This window comes from Sphingobium sp. CR28, from assembly GCF_052327305.1.
GTDB lineage: Bacteria > Pseudomonadota > Alphaproteobacteria > Sphingomonadales > Sphingomonadaceae > Sphingobium.
In genome coordinates, this window is sequence record NZ_CP182486.1 from 1,521,713 (window position 1) to 1,542,246 (window position 20,534).

Below are 20,534 nucleotides of genomic sequence, written 5' to 3' on the forward strand. Positions count from 1 at the left end.
GGGCACCCCTTGTTCCCGGGTGAACACCAAGGATCGGCCCTCGCCGACACAGGAACAGTCGGCAAAGCCCGCAACATGCTTTTCATTGCCTGTAGGAGCAGCCGCGTGCACCATCACTGGCAGGCCAGGCACTCGTCATAGTCAGTGCTGTTCGCTGCCAGCTCGATCTGCTTGAGCTCAGGCGTGTTGTCCGCCTCGACGCCACCCGCGAAGCCGGCGCGCTGCACGGACTTGGACCGCAGATAATAGAGCGACTTGATGCCAAGTTCCCATGCGCGGAAGTGCAGCATCAGCAGATCCCACTTCTCCACATCGGCCGGGATGAACAGGTTCAACGACTGCGCCTGATCGATATAGGGCGTACGATCGGCCGCCAGCTCGATCAGCCAGCGCTGGTCGATCTCGAAGCTGGTCTTGAAGGCATCCTTCTCTTCTTGGCTAAGGAAATCGAGATGCTGGACTGAGCCGCCCTTCTCCAGGATCGAATTCCACACATTGGTGGAATCCTTGGACTTGGCGCGCAGGATCTTCTCAAGATGCGGATTCTTGACCGCGAAATTCCCCGAGAGCGTCTTGTGCGTATAGATATTGGCCGGGATCGGCTCGATGCATGCGGACGTGCCGCCACAGATGATGCTGATCGACGCGGTCGGCGCGATCGCCATCTTGCAGGAGAAACGCTCCATCACGCCCTGATCCTCGGCATCCGGGCAGGCGCCGCGCTCCTGCGCAAGCAGCATCGACGCCTCGTTGGCCCGCGCATTGATATGCTTGAAGATCTTGAGGTTCCAGCTCTTGGCCATCGCGCTTTCGAACGGGATGTTGCGGGCCTGCAGGAAGCTGTGGAAACCCATGACCCCCATGCCGACGGAGCGCTCGCGGCCGGCGCTGTACTTGGCGCGCGCCATCTCGTCCGGCGCGCGATCAATATAGTCCTGCAGCACATTGTCGAGGAAGCGCATCACGTCCTCAACGAACATCTTGTCGCCATTCCACTCGTCCCACGTCTCCAGGTTGAGCGACGAGAGGCAGCAGACCGCCGTGCGATCATTGCCGAGATGGTCGCGGCCCGTGGGCAGCGTGATTTCCGAACAGAGATTCGACGTGGAGACCTTCAGCCCCAGCTCGCGATGATGCTTGGGCATCGTGCGGTTCACGGTATCGGCGAAGACGATATACGGCTCGCCAGTGGCGAGACGGGTCTCGACCAGCTTCTGGAACAGCGCGCGGGCATCCACCTTGCCGCGCACCGAGCCGTCCTTGGGCGACTTGAGCTCGAATTCGGCGCCGTCGCGCACGGCTTCCATGAAGGCATCGGTGATGAGCACGCCATGGTGGAGGTTCAACGCCTTGCGGTTGAAGTCGCCGCTCGGCTTGCGGATCTCAAGGAATTCCTCAATCTCCGGATGGGAGACATCGAGATAGCAGGCGGCCGAACCACGCCGCAGCGAACCCTGCGAAATGGCCAGCGTGAGACTGTCCATCACGCGGACGAAGGGAATGATTCCGCTGGTCTTGCCATTGAGGCCGACCGGCTCGCCAATGCCACGCACGCTGCCCCAATAAGTGCCGATGCCGCCGCCGCGCGAGGCAAGCCAGACATTCTCGTTCCAGGTGTTGACGATGCCTTCCAGGCTATCGTCCACGCTGTTGAGATAGCAGCTGATCGGCAGGCCGCGCCCCGTGCCGCCATTGGAAAGGACGGGCGTGGCGGGCATGAACCACAGGCGCGAGATATAATCATAAATGCGCTGAGCGTGCTCGGCATCGTCGGCATAGGCCGCAGCGACGCGGGCGAAAATATCCTGGAAGGTTTCGCCGGGAAGCAGATAGCGGTCCTTGAGCGTCTCCTTGCCGAAATCGGTAAGAAGATCGTCCCGCGAGGGATCTGTGACGACCGGGAAGCGCCGCTCGGCCACGACGTTCGAGGCGATCGGCTTGCGGACGGCCTTTGCGGGCGCAGGCGCGGACTCGCCAGCCGCCGCGTTATCGGAGTCGGAGGACACAGACGGGGACGCAGCGCCAGCGCCGCGCTCTGCCGTGATCGTCGCCATTGTCTCGTCCTGCACTGCCTGAGTATCCCTGAAATCCATCACAGCCCCCGATGTTCTCTCTTCGTTCGATTCGGGTCAACCCACCCATGCCGTTCATCCCTTATGAATATAGGGACGAAAAGGGCCTTAGCGAAGGGCTGAGCCCTTCAGTTAAGCCACAATCTATTGGGTCATCCCCCGGCAACAGCCACTACGGATAGTGCCACAGCCGCCGAGGCTTGCAAGCGGATTAGCGACTCGCTTCGTCGATGAAAAGACTCGTCTCATGGCATCAAAGGGGACGATCATGGGTCGCGACGCATGGACCAAGCGGACTTTTCAAAGGGCGCAAGGGACCGAAACCAGAACGAAAAATATTTTGCTGTGGAGAGAGCAAAAATCCGATCGGATGCTGACAAATCCCAAACGGCTCGCCTACAATCGCCGCGCCGGCGACATTAGCGCTTGCGGCCGCAGTCCGATGGAAAGGTGAACTCACATGGCGAACGACGCGCTCTGGTTCCTCATCATACTAATCATTGCCATCGCTATCGCCTGGTGGGTTCTGAAGCGGAAAAGCGCCAAGGCATCGCCACCGGAATCCATCAAGAAAGACAGCGCCGCAGCCCAGCCACTGGTCGGCACGAACGCCGCCAAGGCCGAAACGCCCGCAACCATCGCCCCGGCTGCCGTGCCGCTGGCGACACCTGAACCGGCAGTCGTCTCGGTAGCCCCCGAGCCGGCTGCGCCAGTCACCAAAAAGCTGGCGGCAAAACCCGCGCCGAAGGCTGCCCCAGCCGCCAAGACCGCAGCGCCCAAGGCCGCGCCTAAAACGGCTGCACCAAAGGCAGCCCCCGCACCCGAAGCGGCGCCCGCCAAAGCCAAGGCTGCCCCTAAGACCGCAGCAAAAGTGAAAGTGGCGACCGCCCCTGCCCCCGAACCCGAAGCCAAGCCCAAAGCCCCACCAAAAGCAAAAACGGAGGCCCCGAAGGCAGCGCCAGCAAAGGCAGCAACCGCCCCGGCCAAGCCCAAGGCAACGCCCGCCCCGGCCAAGCCGAAGGCCGCGCCTCTCACCGCCATCGGTATTCCCGGCGCGGCCGGCGCACCGGACAATCTGCTGCTGCTGAAGGGCGTGGGGCCGAAGCTCAACACGCTGCTGGGCACGCTGGAAATCAGCCGGTTCGACCAGATCGCCGCATGGGGCAAGGGCGAGATCGCCAAGGTCGATGCCCATCTGGGTGCGTTCAAGGGCCGGATCGAGCGTGATGCCTGGATTGAGCAGGCTGGCCTCCTCGCCAAGGGCAAGATCGCCGACTTTGAGGCGAAGTTCGGCAAGCTGGACAGCGAGAACCGCTGAGATCATATGGGGGGCGCTCGCGGCGCCCTCCCCCTCACATGATGTGGAAGACGTTCCGCGCGAGGAAGATCAGCAGGCACGCGCCGAGCACCGAGCCAATGCAGCCTGCCGGCTCGATCGGGCGGCCAGTGCCTCTGCCGCTCAGCAATCCGCCGATGAAGCCGCCCACCCATGAACCGGCAACGCCAAGCACGATGCTCCACAACCAGTTGAGCGGCACGGGTCCGGGATAGAAGAAGCGCGCGAGAATGCCGATGATGAGGCCCACGAACAGCATTCCGATGACCTGAAACATGCTCTTTTTCCTTCCAGCAGCCAGATAGCGACCCCACAGATATTGGCGGATCGCCTGAGAGACGCAAGCACGCAGGGCAGTCTTCCACTGCCGCTCCCTCTTGATCCGATCGACATGGCGACTATTGGCCACAGGACTGCAGGCCGCGCCGGAAAGACTCATACGCATGACCGTCATCATCAAGACCGCCGATCTCATCGACAGCGTCGCCGACGCGCTCCAGTACATCAGCTATTTTCACCCGATGGACTATATCCGCGCGCTGGGCGATGCCTATGCGGCGGAGCAGAGCCCGGCCGCGAAGGACGCCATCGCGCAGATCCTGACCAACAGCCGTATGTGCGCCGAGGGGCACCGGCCGATCTGCCAGGACACCGGCATCGTCAACGTGTTCGTGAAATGGGGCATGGACTGCCGGCTGGACGACAGCTCGCGATCGCTCCAGCAGGTCGTCGATGAAGGGGTGCGCCGCGCCTATCTGAACCCCGAAAACAAGCTGCGCGCCTCGGTGCTCGCGGACCCCGCCTTCACCCGCCGCAACACGAAGGACAACACGCCCTGCGTGCTCCATGTGGAGATGGTGCCGGGCGGCAAGGTGAGCGTGGACGTGGCCGCCAAGGGCGGCGGCAGCGAGAACAAATCCAAGTTCAAGATGATGAACCCCAGCGACTCAATCGTCGACTGGGTGATCGAGATGCTGCCGCAGATGGGCGCGGGCTGGTGCCCGCCGGGCATGCTCGGCATCGGCATCGGCGGCACGGCGGAGCATTGCGTGCTGCTCGCCAAGCAGGCGCTGATGGAGCCGATCGACATGGCGACGCTGAAACAGCGTGGCCCGCAGAACGACGTGGAAGCGCTGCGCATCGAGATCTTCGACAAGGTGAACGCCCTGGGCATCGGCGCGCAGGGATTGGGCGGCCTCTCCACCATCCTCGACGTGAAGATCATGGACGCACCCTGTCACGCAGCAGGCAAGCCAGTGGCGATGATCCCCAATTGCGCGGCCACCCGCCACGCCCACTTCACGCTCGATGGCTCCGGTCCGGACTATCTGGAGCCGCCGAAGCTGGACGAGTGGCCGGACGTGAACTGGACGCCGGACAAGGCGGCAATCCGGGTAGACCTCGATACGCTCACCCCTGAGGTCGTGCAGAGCTGGAAGCAGGGTGACCGCCTGCTGCTGAACGGCAAGATGCTCACCGGCCGCGACGCGGCGCACAAGCGCATTGCTGACATGCTCGCGGCGGGAGAGCCGCTGCCGGTCGAGTTCAAAGGCCGTGTCATCTATTATGTCGGACCGGTCGATCCGGTCGGCGAGGAAGTGGTTGGCCCGGCCGGGCCTACGACGGCGACGCGCATGGATAAGTTCATGCGAATGATGCTCGATCAGGGCCTGCTTGCTTGCGTGGGCAAGGCAGAGCGCGGGCCTGCCGCGACAGAAGCGATCAAGGACGCGAAGTCGGCCTATCTGATGGCCGTAGGCGGCGCCGCCTATCTCGTCGCCCGCGCGATCAAGGGCAGCAAGATCGTGGGGTTCGCGGACCTCGGCATGGAAGCCATCTACGAGTTCGAAGTGGTCGACTTCCCGGTGACGGTCGCGGTCGATAGCGAGGGCAACAACGTCCATCAGCTCGCGCCTTTGGTCTGGAAAGAGAAGATCGCGAAGGAAGGACTCCTGCAAGGCGCCTGAGCGGCAACGGCTACTGCGCGGCTGGCGGCGATTGCAAACTATGCAAGCGCGCAGCCGGTTCTGCCTCACTCAAAATTAACCAGAGTCTGCGACCCGTTTCGGAAACATAACTGAATTTCCGATCGGGGGCGCATGACCATTCAACAAACGGTCGCCACGGCGGCCAGACTCTCGGGGCAGCTGGGCATCCGCACGCTGGACCTTCACGCCGACATCGCCGAACTGGCCGAGCGCGTGACCGCGCAGGCAGCAACAATCGAGCAGATTGGCGGTGAGGTCGTCCGCATTGCGCAGGATAGTGCCGGGGTATCCGACGCGGTGACACAGGCCCAGGAGCACGCACAGGCAGCGCGGGAGGCTATGGCCGGCTCCAGCACTCAGATGACCGCTGCCTCCGCCAATGTCGTACAACTTATCGATCAGGTGGAGCGCATTCATCAGGGACTTGGCGCGTTCAATGATGCGCTGAACGGCGTGGGACGGACCAGCAACCTCATCGGCGCGATCGCCAGCCAGACGAACCTGCTCGCACTCAACGCCACCATCGAGGCGGCGCGCGCCGGGGATGCCGGGCGGGGCTTCGCCGTGGTCGCCTCCGAGGTGAAAAAGCTCGCGCAGGAGACCGCGGCCGCGACCAAGCAGATCGAGGCGGCGATCGACGCGCTGACCAGCGAGGCAGGCGAGATGCTGGGGGAAATCGCGCGAGGCGTAGCCAAGGCGAATGCCGCCCACGCGGCCTCGCGTGACATCGAGGGGCTGGTAGAGCGACTGGGTGCGCTGGTCAGTGGCCTGTCCCGCAACAGCGAGACCGTGGCCGGGCGTGTCGGCTCTATGGTCCACGCCGTGCGGGAGATCCGGGGCGGTCTCGATCATCTTTCCGGCGCATCGACAGACAACGCCAATGGCCTTCAGCGCCTGTCCAGCCGCGTCAACGACATCAGCGGCGAGACGAACGAACTCCTCCAGCACTTTGCCGAGTGCGATGTGGAAATACCCGACAGCCCCTATGTCCGCTTCGGCCTTGGCGCCGCGCAGGACGTGGCGACGCGGCTGGAGCAGGCAATCGCCTCGGGCGAGATCAGCACGGCGGAGATTTTCAGCGAGGATTATCGTCCGATACCGGGGACCAATCCGCAGCTTTACGAGCACCCGATCCAGAAAATCCTCGTGCCCCTGGCGCGACCTCATCAGGAAGCGGCACGAGAGCTGCAGGGCTTTTTCGGCATGACCTTCACGGATCGCAACAGCTTCGGCGCGGTTGCGATGCCCGAGCGTGCCCAACGCCAGCGCCCCGGAGACGCGGCATGGAATCAGGAGCGGGCGCGTCAGGGCATGATCTTCGACTTCCCCGATACGCGAGTGCAGTGCCGGATTACCGAGCCCTTCCACCTCAAGGCCTATCGCCGGGAAACCGTGGACGGCATCCTCCTGCTCAAGCAGGTCATTGCCTCGATCCATGTAGGCGGGCGGCACTGGGGAATCTTGCAACTTGCCTATGAGGATCAGGGCTGAACGCGATCGTAATCATCCTGGTTATGTCACCGGAACCGCCAACGACCATGGCTCGTTTCGCAGCGGCAAGACCAGACTGAAAGATCGCTTCAATGACGTTCACACAGCTCGAGCCGCCGCTTCCCCTGACCGTGATAGATAAGGGCGACGGCCTCGCCCTTGCAGTGATCGACTATGGACCCGAACATAATCTGCTGTGGGTAACGGCAATCGACGCGACCGGGGAAATCTGGTGCGCGCCAAATCCCAAAGTACGGATGCAGGGCAACTGGTCCATGCAACGGCCCAAGCCGGTGCTCGATCGCAAGGGAAGTGCCGAACCGCTGAGGGTCGCGGCCGCCAGTTGATTTGTCACGGCCGACACATGCGAGTCTTGCACGCGGCGCGGATAAGCGCCACGTGCGAGGCATGACCGCGACCCCTGTTTCATGCGCCTGATCCACCGACTCATTGTCGGTATTTTCATGGCGTTGGGCGGCGCATTGCTGGCGTCGTGCCTCGCGATGGTGATCGTCCCGCCTTTCCTCGACCGTCTTTATTATGACGGGCAGGAGAGTGGCCATTATGCGGGCGGACGTTTCTTCAACCCTGAGGGCGTGACCTACCAAGGCATGAACGGTCCCCGACCCGGACCGACAGGTCTCTTTGGGCGGCTTTTCGCGCCAAGCAACTGGCCCGCGAACGTGCCGATCACGCCGCTCGATGCCCGCGCTCTGCCGCCGCTCGCACGGGGGGACATGCGCGCCATCTGGGTAGGGCACGCGACCATGCTCATTCAGGCAGGGCCCTATAATATTCTGACCGATCCCATCTGGGCGGAACGCGCCGGGCCGTTCGGCATCACCGGGCCGCGACGGACGACGGCACCGGGCATCCCTATCGACAAACTGCCCCGCATCGACGCGATCGTCGTCAGCCACAATCATTACGACCATCTCGACCTGCCGACGCTCGAGGCGCTCTGGGAGCGAGACCGTCCGGCGATCATCACCGGCCTCGGCAATGAAACGATCATCGGGCGAACCGGGGCACAGGTGATCGCGCGCGACTGGGGCGGCACGGTGACGGTGAAGCCCGGCCTCACGATCAGGGTATTGCGCAACCACCACTGGTCAAGCCGCTGGCTGACCGATCGCAACCGGGCGCTCTGGTCGGCGTTCATGATCGACACGCCGGCAGGTAAAGTGCTGTTCTCTGGCGATACCGGCTTTGGCGACGGCCACTGGATCGAGGAAGCCCGCGCGCTTGGTCCGGTGCGGCTTGCCCTGATCCCAATCGGCGCGTTCCGTTTCTCGCCCGGTCAGCTCGCCAATGACAGCCATATCGGCCCGGAAGAAGCCGTGCGCATGTTCCAGAGGATCGCTCCCGCACAGGCCGTCGCGATGCACTGGGGCACATTCAAACTTTCGGACGAGTCCCGCGAGACCCCGCCGGGCCTTTTGCGGCTCTTCATGGCCTGCGCAGGCGTCGATCCGACACGGTTCATCATCCCGACGCCGGGCGTGCCAGTGAAAACCCCGGCCGACATGGCACAACCCGTGCGCCCCACCCGCCCGGCGAGCGACTGCGCCGCCGGATCGCCCGCCATCGCGGCCTTTCCCTGAACCTGCGGAGATTGGCTAGAACAGTCCCAGCGCGGCGACCTCCGCTTCGCTGAGATCAAGCCCGAAGCGTTCAACAAGCACTGCGCGATAGTCCGCAGCGTCCGCGATCTCCCGCTCGGTCGTGCTTCCGCCGTCAGTGACCTTGTAGGTCCGCTCGTTCAGCGACGCGAAGCCCGTGGGCAGGGCAATGCTGAGGATGCGCTGGGTGGTGAAGCGCTCGCCTGCGCGCGTGGAGGTCCAGTGGCTCGCCTGCACCAGATCCGCCTCCGCCACTTCGGCAAGCTCAAAGCTATATTGGGGCTGCCAGTCCTCGGCGCCCGCCGCGCGTCGATCCAGGCGCCATTCCCCCGGCAGCACGCCCGGCGCACCCTCCCGCAATAGTCGATGCGCGGCACCATCCGGTCCTTCGACGATGCCACCCTCGCCAAGCGGCATAGGCGGCACATAGGCCCCGCCAAAGCCGGCATCCGCGATCCATGGCGCATCGTCGATCGTGATCAGTAGCAGGATGTGCGTGCGCGGCGGCATTGCGCCTGCCGGCAGACCCAGATGCACCCGCGCGAGCAAAGGCCGGGCCGCGAAGCCGATCACGCCCAGCATATCCCTGAAAAGGCGATTATGCTCGAAGCAGTAGCCGCCCCGACGCCCCGTCACCAGCTTGGCGAAGACCGGGTCGCTCGCCACTTCAATGGGCCGGCCCAGCGGAATGTCGAGATTCTCGAAGGCTATGGCCGTGCGATGCGCGCGCTGAAGCGCCGCCAACCCTGCGGCATCCGGCGCGGGCGGCTTCGCAAGGCCAATGCGGGAAAGATAGGCGGCGAGGCGGCCTTCGTTCGTGCTGTCGTTCATAGGCCGCGCCTACCTCAGGATCCGTTTCCGCAAAAGCGTGTAGCAGTCAGGAGCCTTGGTGCCCCTCACCCGGGCCGATGCAGAAGAAGCAGAGCTTGTTGCCGTCAGGATCGCGGATGTACCCGGCGAAGAAGGCCTGGCTGCCGTCTTGCCCCCGTACTTGCGGATCGCCCGCGTTGGACCCGCCGATGCGGATCGCGCGCGTGTGGAGATCGATCACCTGCGCGCGCGTGGACTGGCCAAAGCCGACGATCGCGCCATTGCCCGCAGACGCCGCCTTTCCGTTGGCGGGGGTGACGACTCCGAACATCGGCTGATCCCAGTCCCGGCCCCAGCCCGCAATGCCGGGCAGCTCGATCAGCTTGACGATCCGAAGGTCCGCAAACAGCGCGTCATAATAAGCGATCGCGCGCTGGAGATCGTTCGTGCCGACCGTTGCAAAACCGATCATGGCGTCCTCCTGGCGCTAGTGCTTTGATTTCAGGCGTTATTTACCCTAAGCTCAACACCTGCCATCCGTCGAGTGGCCTATGCGACGCACGGAGCCTCATTCCCGACCAGTGACAGCCCTACCACTGCGCTTTCGCGCCTCATGCTTCCTGAACGACCCTTGATCCTCGACGCAATGATGCCCCCCGCGCGCCGGATCGACTCGCAGAGTAAATCATTTCGACCTCGAATCAAATTTCCGCTTGAGGCAAGGTGTCGCTATTTGAAACGGTTGAGCTTCGTCGCCACGCGGTAAAGGCGAGGCGGAACCCAGTCCTTGAGGAAATGGTCGAACGCCACGCGCCGATCGGGCTGGTCGCCGCTCTCTGGCCGCGCTTTGAACACTGTGGTCCGATCCGGAAGTGCCGAGATGCCTTCCGCGCTGGCCGTATAATAATAGGTCGCGATCGAACGGCGGCTGCGATCTGGCGGGCACCGCACCGGGTCGGGCTGGCCATGGAAGCTGTCGAGCGAGGTGTTGAAGACCACGGCGCGGCCGATGGTCGGCAGTACCTTCACTTCGCACGCGCCCATCTGCTGATCCCAGAGTTCCAGCTCGCCGCCATAGCTCTCAGGCCAGTCGTGATTGAGATAGACAAGCAGATTGAGGCGTCGTTGGACCTGCATCTCCTGGTGAATGTTGAAATCGGCATGAATGCCAAGATGCCCGCCGCTCTTCGTCTCGTGGCAGCCGCCCCCGACATAATAGGGATCCGGAATGAGCGCGTTAATGCCGGTCATTTCCTCGAGAAAGGCAAGGATGGCCGGGCTGTTCAGCTCGATCACCATATTGCGGAGGCGATGGCCGGGAATGTCGCTGGGCGGGAACTGGAACTTCAGCCGCTCCTGATCGCGATCGAAATAGGTCTTGCCCGAGCTATCCGGAAAGCCGTCCAACAGGCCGAGCAAAAAATCGGCCGGGAGAAAATCATCCATGGCGATATGCGGGAAGGGCTGCGCGCTCCGATAGCGCTCCGCAAGCGCCTTGCCTGCAGCACGGCACTCCGCCTCGTCAAAATAGATATAACCGTCGCGCTCACGCGGCGTCAGAATCGACATTGTTTCACCACTCCGGGGTTTCGGCCCCTTCTACTCGCGGCGTCCTAACAAAGCTTTGCGCACAATGAAATCGAACAGCGAAGCGTGTTGCGTTCAGCTTTCGTCTTCCGTGCCGCGGCACGCGCCGACCCGCTTCGCGGCCACGTTCATTTTCATGGACATCTTGCCCATCGGACCGTCGCCGTCGGCCTTGCTCGTCATCGTCATGTCGTAGCTCTGCGGCGCGTAGTTGCCGTTCATGGTCATGGAGACCTTGCCCTGACCCGGCCGAGCGCAATGCATGACCGCGCTGACCTTGCCCCCGCTCATTTCGAAGCGCTCATAGGTGCAACTCTTGTCGTCCGTATCGCCCGTGAAGAACGCTTTCTTGGATTTCACGTCCTCATCCGTGAGGCAGCTTATGAACGTGCGATCCTGCGCCATTTGCGTTTTCATCTGCTCGCGCGCCTGCGCTAAGAGCCCCGGAATGTCGAACTCTTGCATGGTGAGCTTACCTTCCCAGCGGCCCGGCTCGACCATAGGCGCATTGCCCCCGCCACTGGCGGCGGCGACCTTTTCGGCGACTTCCTTTTGACTGGCGTTAGTCGCCGACACCGAAGGACCACGGTCGCATGCCGCAAGCAGAAGCGCGGACGAAGCGACGGCAGGAAAGATGAGCGCGCGCATGAACTATACTCCTCGACGTGGACACATGCGGCCCTGCCCCTCTCGCGTCACGGGGAGCTTGCCGCAAGCATCCACATCTGGGCATCAATACGCAACGGAAATCCGTCCGCTAAGGGTCCTATTTCTGAAGATCGCGTCCCGCGTTTTCGAGCGTCCGGCCAGTCTTGTCCTTGGCGCTCTCGGCGGCACGGCTGATCTCGTCACCGGCCTTGTCCGTCGCACGCTTGATGTCTGTGCCGGCCTTGTCGACCTTCTCATCCGCGTTGCTCAATATCGCGCTGACATCCCGCTGGACGTCATCGGCAGCATTGGCCGCGCGGTCCCCGGTCTTCTCGATGTCGGAAGCAATGGCGCTTCCAGCATTCTCGGTCGCATCCTGCGCTTTTTCGCTACAGGCGGACAGAGCAGCGACCATGAGGGCGAAACCAGTGAGGGCGGCTGGACGATACATGGGACGATCCTCTTCTAATTTTCAATCCTGGGGCGCGATACGCACCGGACCTGAAACGAATTCGGGCCTCCCCCGTTCCCTGCTCTCAGTCCCCGCCTTTTTCCGGAAGGCGAACGACCCGCCCGATCTCCAGCGTGTCTATGCGGAGTCTGCTGATCCGCGCCCTGCCGATTCGCAGGCGACCAATGGCAAGTGCACCAACGGCGATCGCGCCGAAGGCAAGGGCTCCAATGGCGAGGACGCCCAGCGCGGACGACCCCGTGGCGGAAGCGCCCGTGGCGACAGCGCCAGTTGCGGAGGCGCCAGTGGCGCTCGCCCGGCGCTTTTGCACAGCGCCGGATTTTACCGGAGGCGTGTCGACGCCGTCCTTCACCAGCCCCTTCATTCGGCCGCCACCGCAGTCACCTTGCCGGCGTCGGTCGCTTCGGCTTCCAGCTTCGCCGCTTCGATCTCGGCAGCCTTGGCTTCGACCAGCCGCACGATGTGATCCACCATCGCCTCGTCCTGGATCGTGTGATCGGTGACGCCCGACAGATAGACCATATGCTTGCCGTTGCCGCCGCCAGTAACGCCGATGTCCGTCTCACGCGCTTCGCCCGGCCCGTTCACCACGCAGCCAAGCACCGAAAGCGAAAGCGGCGTGTTGATGTGCTGAAGCCGCTCCTCCAGCGCCTGCACGGTGCGGATCACATCGAAGCCCTGACGCGCGCAGGACGGACAGGAAATGACCTTGACTCCGCGCGTGCGGATGCCGAGCGTTTTCAGCATCTCATAGCCGACCCGCACTTCTTCCTCGGGTTCGGCGGAGAGCGAGACACGGATCGTGTCGCCGATGCCGGCCCAGAGCAGATTGCCGATACCGATCGCGCTCTTGACCGTGCCGCCGATGAGGCCGCCCGCCTCGGTAATGCCCAGATGCAGCGGGCAATCAACCGCTTCGGCAAGCTGCATATAGGCGGCGACGGCGAGGAACACGTCGCTCGCCTTCACCGCGACCTTATATTCGTGGAAATCCTGATCCTGCAGCAGCTTGATATGGTCGAGCGCGCTCTCCACCAACGCCTCCGGGCAAGGCTCGCCATATTTCTCTAGCAGATCCTTTTCGAGGGACCCTGCATTGACGCCGATGCGGATGGAGCAATTGTTCGCCTTGGCGGCGTCCACCACTTCCTTGACGCGCGCCGCGCTGCCGATGTTGCCGGGGTTAATGCGCAGGCAGGCCGCGCCCGCGTCCGCCGCTTCCAGAGCGCGCTTGTAGTGAAAGTGAATGTCCGCGACGATCGGCACGCGGGACGCGCGCACGATCTGCTTCAGCGCCGCCGTCGATTCGACGTCCGGGCAGGAGACGCGGATGATGTCCACGCCCGCCTCCTCGCACCGGCGGATCTGGTCGATCGTCGCCTTCGCGTCGGATGTTAGGGTATTGGTCATGGTCTGCACAGTGACGGGCGCACCGCCGCCCACCGGCACATTGCCGACCATGATCTGCCGGCACTCACGGCGGGCGATGTCACGCCAGGGGCGAAGGCCGGGATTATGCTCGGACATGAAATGCTCCGTCAGTCATGCAGCGCCTATACGCTCTGCCGCGGCGCAGCGCGAGAGGCGATGCGCGTCATTGCCGTGTCGCATGGCAGTGCTTAAGGATCGCGCCATGCGCTTGTATCTCCTGCGCCTCGTTGCGCCCTTCTTTGCCCTCGCGGCCCTGCTGCCCAGCCCCGCGCAGGCCTGGTGGGAGCTTGGTCATTATACTGTGGGCAATATCGCCATGGCGAATGTGAAGCCGCAGACGCGTGCGAAGATCATGGCACTGCTGCGGCAGGGCAAGCTCGTCGAGACGCCGACCTGCCCGCTCGACACCCTCGCCAACGCCGCTTACTGGCCGGACTGCGTGAAGGAGCTGGGGCCACGCTTCTCCTACCAGTATAACTGGCACTATCAGAATATCGACATCTGCAAGCCCTTCGTCATCAAAGGGAACTGCCCGGACGGCAACTGCGTCTCCGCCCAGATCGACCGCGCGGCGAAGCTGCTCGCGGACAAGAGCGTACCGACCCGCGAGCGGATCATCGCGCTTGCCAATCTCGCGCATTTTACTGGCGACCTGCATCAGCCGCTCCATGCTGGCGACCATAGCGACCGGGGCGGCAACGACCTCAAGACCGATTATGGTATCGTTACGGGCAAGCGGATGAACATCCATTCGATTCTCGACGGCTATCTCGCCGAGCGGTCGATCAGCACGCCTCCCTCCATCGTCCGTTCTTATTCTCCGGAAGAAAAGGCGCGCCTGTCGGCGGGGACAACCGAGGACTGGAGCCGCGAGAACTGGGAAATCGCCCGGGACGTGGCTTATCGGAACGCAATCGACGGGGATCCGTGCGCCAAACCCTCCTCAGAAGCGCATGGCCACTTCAGCGAAGCGGAGATCGAGGCGATGGTGCCGGTGATGCGAGAGGAACTGGTGCGGGGCGGCCTGCGTCTCGCCCGCCTGCTCGACGAAGCGCTGGCGAACTGACGGGCAACAGGCAAAGCGCGCTCAGCCAGCGAAGGGCCATTCCGACAGGCCAGGCACCTCGACACGGAAGCTGAAGATCGCCCCGGCAAGCGGCTGGGCGGCAAGTGCGTCATCGGAGAGGCCAGTGCGCGCGGTGGTGACATAGGCGGTGCGCAGATCCTCATCGCCAAAGACGATCATCGTCGGCCGCGTCACCGGCAGATGCACTGTCTCGACCACCGTGCCATCCGGCGCGATGCGCACCACCCGGCTACCGTCGAACAGCGCCGACCAGTAAAAGCCCTCCGCATCGAAAGAGCCGCCATCCGGCCGGCCCGTGCCCATCTCGAACTGGTGGACGGTGCGCCGCGCGGAAAGCGCGCCAGTCGCCGGATCGACATCATAGCCGCGCAGCGCGTGAGTCGGCGTGTCGGCATGGCGAAACTGGCGGCCGTCCGCGCTGAACGCCGCGCCATTGCACGTGAGCATACCCCCCTCGATCTCGGCGATCGTGGCGTCCGCATCCAGGCGATAGAGCGCCGCGTCGTGCGCGGATTTCGCCATGTCGACCGTGCCGGCCCAGAACCGCCCGGCGGGATCGGTCCGGCCATCGTTGAAGCGCAGATCCGGGCGATTCGCGAACAGTTGCGGGCCGAAAGGCACCGGTTCCGCTTCCCAGTTCTCCAGCGTGGCGAGGCCGTCCTTCATCGCAAGCAGCAGGCCACCGCGCGCCCGAAAGGCAAAGCAGCCCACCGGCGCCGCGAAGACGCGCACCTCGTCCGCGCCGCTGACAGGATCGAACCGGTGCAGCGCGTTGCGGGCAATATCCACCCAATAGAGCCGCCGCTCCTGCGCGTGCCAGCGCGGCCCCTCGCCCAGCTCCGCCCGTGCATCCAGCGCCACGTTAACTTTCTGTGTCATCTTTGCCGCATTCCCTGCCAAAATTGGGGTATCGCATTCGTTGCAATTCCGCTTCGCCCCCTGGGAGTCTAGCGTTGAAAGCCGACGTGGACACTATCCGGAGCGATTTATGGCGCGACCAGAACCCTGGCAACTCGAGCCGGCAAGCTATCCCGTCCATATCGAGGTGCCGACCCGCTTCGGCGACCTCGATCCGCTGGGCCATGTCAACAACGTGGCGATGGCCGAAATGTTCGAGACCGGGCGTATTCATTTCCACCGGCGACTCGGCCGTCACCCCCGCGAAGAGGGCGCGCGCTGGCTCGTTGCGGCGCTGACGCTCAGCTATGTCGCGGAAGGTCACTTCCCCGATCCCGTCACCATCGCGACCGGCTTTTCGCGCGTTGGCACGACAAGCTGGACCCTGCTGAGCGCCGCTTTTCAGGACGGGCAATGCATCGCGACCTGCGAGACCGTGATGGTGGCGCAGGGGCCGGGCGCCCGCGCGCAAGTCGAGGTCATGGCCGCGCTCGACAAGCCGCTCTGGTACGTGTCGCAGCCGGGCTGAGCGTTTAGGTAGCTGATCGGCGTTCTTTCGGAAGAGCCCCTAGCCCTTCTATATCCCCGCCATATCGATGAACACGGTGAGGCCCGGCATATCCCACCATTCGTCTGCCATCTCACTTACGATCCGCGCGGCATCGGCGCGCGCGCGATCCAGAATGGCGGCGGGCGTCTCGGCGGGATGAACGATGCGGTCGGCCAACCCGAGCATCCGCACGTCGCGCAGCGTCAGATCTTCAGGGTCAGAGGAACGCAGGCCGAGCGTGTAAAGCTGGGCGGCAGAACGGGCATGGCCCGACTCCAGCCATTCATCGACCTCATAGATCCCCCCCAGCGGATCGAGCAGGCCGCCCGGCGCGAGCACTTCCCCCAATGCGCGCCTGCGCGCGCCAGCATCCGGCCATTTCGCGCGCATCCTCGCGCGGGCCGTGTGAAGGGCGCGGGCCAGATCGCCCAGTCGCGCGGGCAAGATCGCCTCGATCCGCTGGCGCAGCGCAGCAGCCAGTCCGGCGGAGGCGCCGCCTGTCCCCACCGCGACGATCACCGGATCGCGGTCGACAATGGCCGGCAGAGTGAAGTCGCACAGGTCCGGGCGGTCCGCGACGTTGATGAGGAGACCGCGGGCCTTGAGCCACGCCGCTGCCGCGTCGGGCTCGTCTTCCGCCACGAAAGCGAGCCGCGCGGCTGCATCGCCCTCGCCCACCACGATGCCGCCTGCCCGCTCGATGAGCCGGCGCTTCGCATCCGCGGCCTCACCGCTCCCGATCAGGATTACGGGCTGGCCGGCAATCCTGACGAAGATCGGAAGGCTGTGCATCGTCGTGCCGCTTAGTCCGCCAGAAAGTCCGGCACGCGCTCGGCGGCAATGATCGTCTCGGGCGCTATGCGGTCCGCGACGATGGCATAGCGGCCGCCGTCGACCAGCACCTCGGGCACCAATGCGCGCGAATTATAGGTGCTGGCCATGGTCGCGCCATAGGCTCCGGCGGTACGGAAAACAGCGAGGTCGCCGGCCTTCACTGCATCGATCTGGCGCGCGAGGGCAAAAGTATCGCCGCTCTCGCAGACCGGCCCAGCAATGTTCGCTTCCATGTGTTCGCCGGTCGGCGCCACAGCCTCGAAATCATGCCAGGCATCGTACATGGCAGGACGGGCGAGATCGTTCATTGCCGCGTCCACGATGACGAACGGGCGAACCGCGCCCGGCTTCACCCAGATGACGCGCGTGAGCAGCACGCCGGCATTGCCCACGATGACCCGGCCCGGCTCGAAATAGAGATCGACATCCCAGCCGCGCGTCGCCCGCTCGACCATCGCGCCATAATCGGCCGGGGACGGTGGCACCTTGTCGCGCTCATAGGGCACACCAAGACCGCCACCGAGGTCAATCCGGTCAATGCTGTGGCCGGCCGCGCGCAGGTCGGCCATTACGGCGCCGACCTTGCCATAGGCCGCCTCGATCGGTCCCAGATCGAAGATCTGGCTGCCGATATGCAGCGCGAGACCGCGCAGGTTGAGCCCCGGCAGCGACGACAGGCGCGCGAAGATGCCCGGCGCCTCGTCGATCGGCACGCCGAACTTGTTTTCTTTCTTGCCGGTGGAGATCTTGGCGTGAGTGCCCGCATCAACATCCGGATTGACGCGCAGCACGGCGTCCGCCGTCTTGCCCATGGCATGAGCGAGGGCAGCAAGGACGACCCCCTCCTCCTCCAGCTCGATATTGAACTGGCCGACGCCCGCTTCCAGCGCAGCGCTCAACTCCTCCCGCGTCTTCCCGACGCCGGAGAAGACGATGTCCCGCGCATCCATGCCGGCGGCAAGCGCCCGCTTCATCTCGCCGCCCGAGACGATATCCGCGCCGAAGCCCTGCTTCTGCAGCACCTTGAGCACCGCGATATTCGGGTTCGCCTTGATCGCGAAGGCGACATGCGTGCGCGGCAGGCCCGAAAGCGCCTCGCGAAAGACACGGGCGTGGCGCTCCAGCGTCGCGCGCGAATAGACATAGACGGGCGTACCTACTTCCTGCACGATGCGGGAAAGCGGCACGGCCTCGCAATGCAAGGCTCCGTCGATCAACTGAAAATGGTCCAACTGCTGACCTTCTTTTTTACTGGTTCTGACGCACGGAAGGGCCGGTCGTGTCCGGCGGGAGAAGCGGCGCCGGTTTCTCGCCTGGCGGCGCATCGAACGGATCAGGCTGTCGCTCCACCGAGCGCGTGCGCAGGTCGACCGTGCGATCAGGCCGGGCCTGCGTGGACGGCGTCATGAGCTGACCGGGCGTCTGCGGCGCGCGGGCGGCGGCCGCCCTGGGCACGGCTGTCATCCCCGGCTGGGGCTTGAGCGCCGTGCGCGACCCGCATGCGGTGAGAAGGGCAAGCGTGCCGACGAGAACTGCCGTGCGGATCATTGTCCCGTCTCCATAGCCAGCGCGGCCTGCGCTTCCGCAATGCGGGCACGCACCTGATCCGGCGCAGTGCCGCCAAAACTCCTGCGGCTCGCGACCGAGGCGTCGACCGTCAGCACGGCATAGACGCGCTCGTCGATCCGCGGGTCGATGGCCTTCAGAGTATTAAGCGGAAGCTTGTCGAGCGAGACGCCCGCTTCTTCCGCTGCCTTCACGGCTCGCCCGGTGATGTGGTGCGCTTCACGAAATGGCACGTCGGCCTCACGCACCAACCAGTCGGCCAGGTCGGTGGCAGTGGCAAAGCCGCTTTCGGCCAAGGCGCGCATCCGGTCGGTGCGGAACCGCGTGGTCTCGACCATGCCGGCCATCGCCGTGATCGACAGGCCAAGCAGGTCATGCGCCTCGAAGAGCGGCGGCTTATCGTCCTGCATGTCCTTGGAATAAGCCAACGGAAGCCCCTTCATGGTGACGCTCAGGCTCGTCATGCAGCCCATGATGCGCCCGGCATGGCCACGCACCAGCTCGGCGGCATCGGGGTTGCGTTTCTGCGGCATGATCGAGCTGCCGGTCGAGTAGGCATCCGGCAGGCTGACGAAGCCGAAGGGCTGGCTCGCCCAGATGATGAACTCCTCCGCGAGCCGCGAAAGATGCAGGCTGCACTGAGTGGCGGCCATGAGATAATCGAGCGCGAAGTCGCGATCCGACACGCTGTCGAGGCTATTGCGGGTCGGCCCGTCGAAGCCCAGCGCCGCCGCCGTCATATGACGGTCGGTGGGGAAACCCGTGCCGGCCAATGCGGCGGCGCCCAGAGGCGAGAGGTTCATGCGGGCGCGCGCATCGGCAAAGCGCGAACGATCCCGCCCGATCATTTCGTAATAGGCCATCAGATGATGGCCGAGCGTCACCGGCTGCGCGCTCTGGAGATGCGTGAAGCCAGGCATGACGCTCGCGGCATGTTCATCGGCCCGCGCCACCAGCGCGCGCTGGAGCGCGGCAAGGCTCGCGTCCACCTCGTCCACGCAATCGCGCACGAACAGGCGGAAGTCAGTCGCGACCTGATCGTTGCGCGAGCGGGCCGTGTGCAGCCGCCCGGCGACAGCGCCGATCTTCTCAGCAAGGCGACACTCGGTCGCCATGTGAATATCCTCAAGGTCGAGGTCGCTCGGCAGATCGCCTGCTTCATACTCAGCCTGGATCGCTTCCAGCCCGCCGATAATGGCGTCCACATCCTGCATATCGAGAATGCCCTGCGCGCCCAGCATCCGGGCATGCGCGATCGATCCGGCGATGTCCTGCTTCCACAGACGCTTGTCGAAGGGGAGCGAGGCATTTATCTCGCGCATCACAGCGGCAGGCCCCTCTGCGAAACGCCCGCCCCACATGCTGTTCGCCTGAACCGAAGGAGATGTCATGCGCGCGCCGATAGTCCTGATCTTGTGTGGCGGCCTGATGCTCGCCAGCGGCGGTTGCGATAGGCGATCCGGGGAAGCGGGGCAAGGCGCCGCGCCCGCCACGAACAATGCATCCGCAACGAGCGACGAGGTCCTAAGCGACGAAGTGCCTAGCGACGAGGCGGGCAACACCGGAAACGATACGCCGACGGTGTTCAAGCCAATCGTCGACCGCAGTCATGCGGGCGAAGCAATGCCGGACAAGCCCTTCCAGACGCTTGATGGCAAACCCGCGACCCTGAAGCAGTTGGCCGGCGGCAAACCGTTGCTGGTCAACCTCTGGGCGACATGGTGCGCGCCCTGCGTGGCGGAGCTGCCGATGCTGGACAAGGTCGCCGCCACAATGGCGCAGCGCGGCGTCTCGGTCGCCGCCGTCTCACAGGATCAGGAAACCGCGGGAGTCACGCCTTTCTGGAAGGCGCGCAAGCTCGGCACGCTCAGGACGTGGCTGGACCCGGAGAATGCGCTCGGCTTCCACTACGCCACCGGCACTCTCCCCACGACTGTCCTCTATGACGGACAGGGCAAGGAGATCGTCCGGGTCGTGGGCGCGCTCGACTGGAACGAAGAAGAAGGCAAGGCGCTGCTCGCACAGGTCAAATAGCAGCACCTTTCTCCAATATTGGCTCCTGCCCCGGCTTACGTTCGATGACGTATGTCACGAGGGTCGCTTCCCGGCCATAATCGCTTCAAGAAGCGATCTTGCGGGGCGT

The 20,534-nt window shown here is 64.2% G+C and carries 22 protein-coding genes; 8 read left to right on the forward strand and 14 right to left on the reverse strand.

All coding sequences use genetic code 11. The annotated features are described in order from the left end of the window. Positions 1-113: 113 nt before the first annotated feature. The gene (locus tag ACNAOH_RS07210; protein WP_443969521.1) at positions 114-2,093 is read right to left on the reverse strand and encodes a ribonucleoside-diphosphate reductase subunit alpha; all 1,980 of its coding nucleotides are present in this window, start codon (positions 2,091-2,093) and stop codon (positions 114-116) included. Positions 2,094-2,532: 439 nt separating this feature from the next. Between ACNAOH_RS07210 and ACNAOH_RS07215 the strand changes: the two genes are divergently transcribed. Then, entirely contained in the window at positions 2,533-3,390 is an 858-nt protein-coding gene (locus ACNAOH_RS07215) for a hypothetical protein (RefSeq protein ID WP_443969522.1), read from the forward strand. 34 nt (positions 3,391-3,424) lie between these two features. Here ACNAOH_RS07215 and ACNAOH_RS07220 read toward each other — a convergent pair whose 3' ends face one another. Continuing rightward, on the reverse strand, positions 3,425-3,685 hold the full coding sequence (locus tag ACNAOH_RS07220; RefSeq protein WP_443969523.1) for a GlsB/YeaQ/YmgE family stress response membrane protein: 261 nt from the start codon (positions 3,683-3,685) through the stop codon (positions 3,425-3,427). Positions 3,686-3,851: 166 nt separating this feature from the next. Between ACNAOH_RS07220 and ACNAOH_RS07225 the strand changes: the two genes are divergently transcribed. From ACNAOH_RS07225 to ACNAOH_RS07240, 4 genes are all read left to right on the forward strand, one after another. Further along, complete coding sequence (locus ACNAOH_RS07225) at positions 3,852-5,375, forward strand: fumarate hydratase (protein WP_443969524.1); 1,524 nt, start codon at positions 3,852-3,854, stop codon at positions 5,373-5,375. 132 nt (positions 5,376-5,507) lie between these two features. Continuing rightward, entirely contained in the window at positions 5,508-6,887 is a 1,380-nt protein-coding gene (locus ACNAOH_RS07230) for a methyl-accepting chemotaxis protein (RefSeq protein ID WP_443969525.1), read from the forward strand. A gap of 92 nt (positions 6,888-6,979) precedes the next feature. Next, positions 6,980-7,234 (forward strand): hypothetical protein, encoded by a 255-nt coding sequence (locus ACNAOH_RS07235; protein WP_443969526.1) that lies wholly within the window; start codon positions 6,980-6,982, stop codon positions 7,232-7,234. 81 nt (positions 7,235-7,315) lie between these two features. Beyond that, on the forward strand, positions 7,316-8,491 hold the full coding sequence (locus ACNAOH_RS07240; protein WP_443969527.1) for an MBL fold metallo-hydrolase: 1,176 nt from the start codon (positions 7,316-7,318) through the stop codon (positions 8,489-8,491). Between the two features lie 15 nt (positions 8,492-8,506). Here ACNAOH_RS07240 and ACNAOH_RS07245 read toward each other — a convergent pair whose 3' ends face one another. The 7 genes from ACNAOH_RS07245 to ispG form a co-directional block, all read right to left on the reverse strand. Beyond that, positions 8,507-9,340: an arylamine N-acetyltransferase family protein gene (locus ACNAOH_RS07245; protein ID WP_443969528.1), complete on the reverse strand. Its 834-nt coding sequence runs from the start codon at positions 9,338-9,340 to the stop codon at positions 8,507-8,509. Between the two features lie 46 nt (positions 9,341-9,386). Continuing rightward, complete coding sequence (locus tag ACNAOH_RS07250; RefSeq protein ID WP_443969529.1) at positions 9,387-9,791, reverse strand: VOC family protein; 405 nt, start codon at positions 9,789-9,791, stop codon at positions 9,387-9,389. A gap of 257 nt (positions 9,792-10,048) precedes the next feature. Then, the gene (locus ACNAOH_RS07255; protein WP_443969530.1) at positions 10,049-10,888 is read right to left on the reverse strand and encodes a 2OG-Fe(II) oxygenase; all 840 of its coding nucleotides are present in this window, start codon (positions 10,886-10,888) and stop codon (positions 10,049-10,051) included. Positions 10,889-10,981: 93 nt separating this feature from the next. Then, entirely contained in the window at positions 10,982-11,554 is a 573-nt protein-coding gene (locus tag ACNAOH_RS07260; protein WP_443969531.1) for a DUF3617 domain-containing protein, read from the reverse strand. 118 nt (positions 11,555-11,672) lie between these two features. Beyond that, the gene (locus tag ACNAOH_RS07265; protein ID WP_443969532.1) at positions 11,673-12,005 is read right to left on the reverse strand and encodes a hypothetical protein; all 333 of its coding nucleotides are present in this window, start codon (positions 12,003-12,005) and stop codon (positions 11,673-11,675) included. 85 nt (positions 12,006-12,090) lie between these two features. Continuing rightward, on the reverse strand, positions 12,091-12,390 hold the full coding sequence (locus ACNAOH_RS07270; RefSeq protein ID WP_443969533.1) for a hypothetical protein: 300 nt from the start codon (positions 12,388-12,390) through the stop codon (positions 12,091-12,093). Then, positions 12,387-13,553, reverse strand: a complete 1,167-nt coding sequence (gene ispG, locus ACNAOH_RS07275; protein ID WP_443969534.1) for a flavodoxin-dependent (E)-4-hydroxy-3-methylbut-2-enyl-diphosphate synthase — start codon at positions 13,551-13,553, stop codon at positions 12,387-12,389. The genes ACNAOH_RS07270 and ispG overlap by 4 nt, the downstream gene beginning before the upstream one ends. Positions 13,554-13,659: 106 nt before the next feature. Here ispG and ACNAOH_RS07280 point away from each other — a divergent pair, with 106 nt between their 5' ends. Then, complete coding sequence (locus ACNAOH_RS07280) at positions 13,660-14,523, forward strand: S1/P1 nuclease (RefSeq protein ID WP_443969535.1); 864 nt, start codon at positions 13,660-13,662, stop codon at positions 14,521-14,523. A 21-nt stretch (positions 14,524-14,544) separates the two neighbouring features. Here the strand turns inward: ACNAOH_RS07280 and ACNAOH_RS07285 are convergent, their stop codons facing one another. After that, on the reverse strand, positions 14,545-15,423 hold the full coding sequence (locus tag ACNAOH_RS07285; RefSeq protein WP_443969536.1) for an SMP-30/gluconolactonase/LRE family protein: 879 nt from the start codon (positions 15,421-15,423) through the stop codon (positions 14,545-14,547). Between the two features lie 109 nt (positions 15,424-15,532). Here ACNAOH_RS07285 and ACNAOH_RS07290 point away from each other — a divergent pair, with 109 nt between their 5' ends. Then, entirely contained in the window at positions 15,533-15,970 is a 438-nt protein-coding gene (locus ACNAOH_RS07290) for an acyl-CoA thioesterase (RefSeq protein ID WP_443969537.1), read from the forward strand. Between the two features lie 48 nt (positions 15,971-16,018). Here the strand turns inward: ACNAOH_RS07290 and ACNAOH_RS07295 are convergent, their stop codons facing one another. From ACNAOH_RS07295 to argH, 4 genes are read right to left on the reverse strand one after another with little or no spacing between them, the layout of a single operon-like run. Next, positions 16,019-16,783 (reverse strand): NAD(P)-dependent oxidoreductase, encoded by a 765-nt coding sequence (locus ACNAOH_RS07295; RefSeq protein WP_443969538.1) that lies wholly within the window; start codon positions 16,781-16,783, stop codon positions 16,019-16,021. A gap of 11 nt (positions 16,784-16,794) precedes the next feature. Continuing rightward, entirely contained in the window at positions 16,795-18,057 is a 1,263-nt protein-coding gene (gene lysA, locus ACNAOH_RS07300) for a diaminopimelate decarboxylase (RefSeq protein WP_443969539.1), read from the reverse strand. 16 nt (positions 18,058-18,073) lie between these two features. After that, positions 18,074-18,373 carry a hypothetical protein gene (locus ACNAOH_RS07305; RefSeq protein WP_443969540.1) on the reverse strand — a complete coding sequence of 100 codons (300 nt, stop codon included), beginning with the start codon at positions 18,371-18,373 and terminating at the stop codon, positions 18,074-18,076. Continuing rightward, complete coding sequence (gene argH / locus ACNAOH_RS07310; RefSeq protein WP_443972075.1) at positions 18,370-19,752, reverse strand: argininosuccinate lyase; 1,383 nt, start codon at positions 19,750-19,752, stop codon at positions 18,370-18,372. The genes ACNAOH_RS07305 and argH overlap by 4 nt, the downstream gene beginning before the upstream one ends. Positions 19,753-19,780: 28 nt before the next feature. On the opposite strand from argH, the gene ACNAOH_RS07315 reads away from it, so the two are divergent. Then, entirely contained in the window at positions 19,781-20,425 is a 645-nt protein-coding gene (locus ACNAOH_RS07315) for a TlpA family protein disulfide reductase (RefSeq protein WP_443969541.1), read from the forward strand. Positions 20,426-20,534 lie beyond the last annotated feature (109 nt).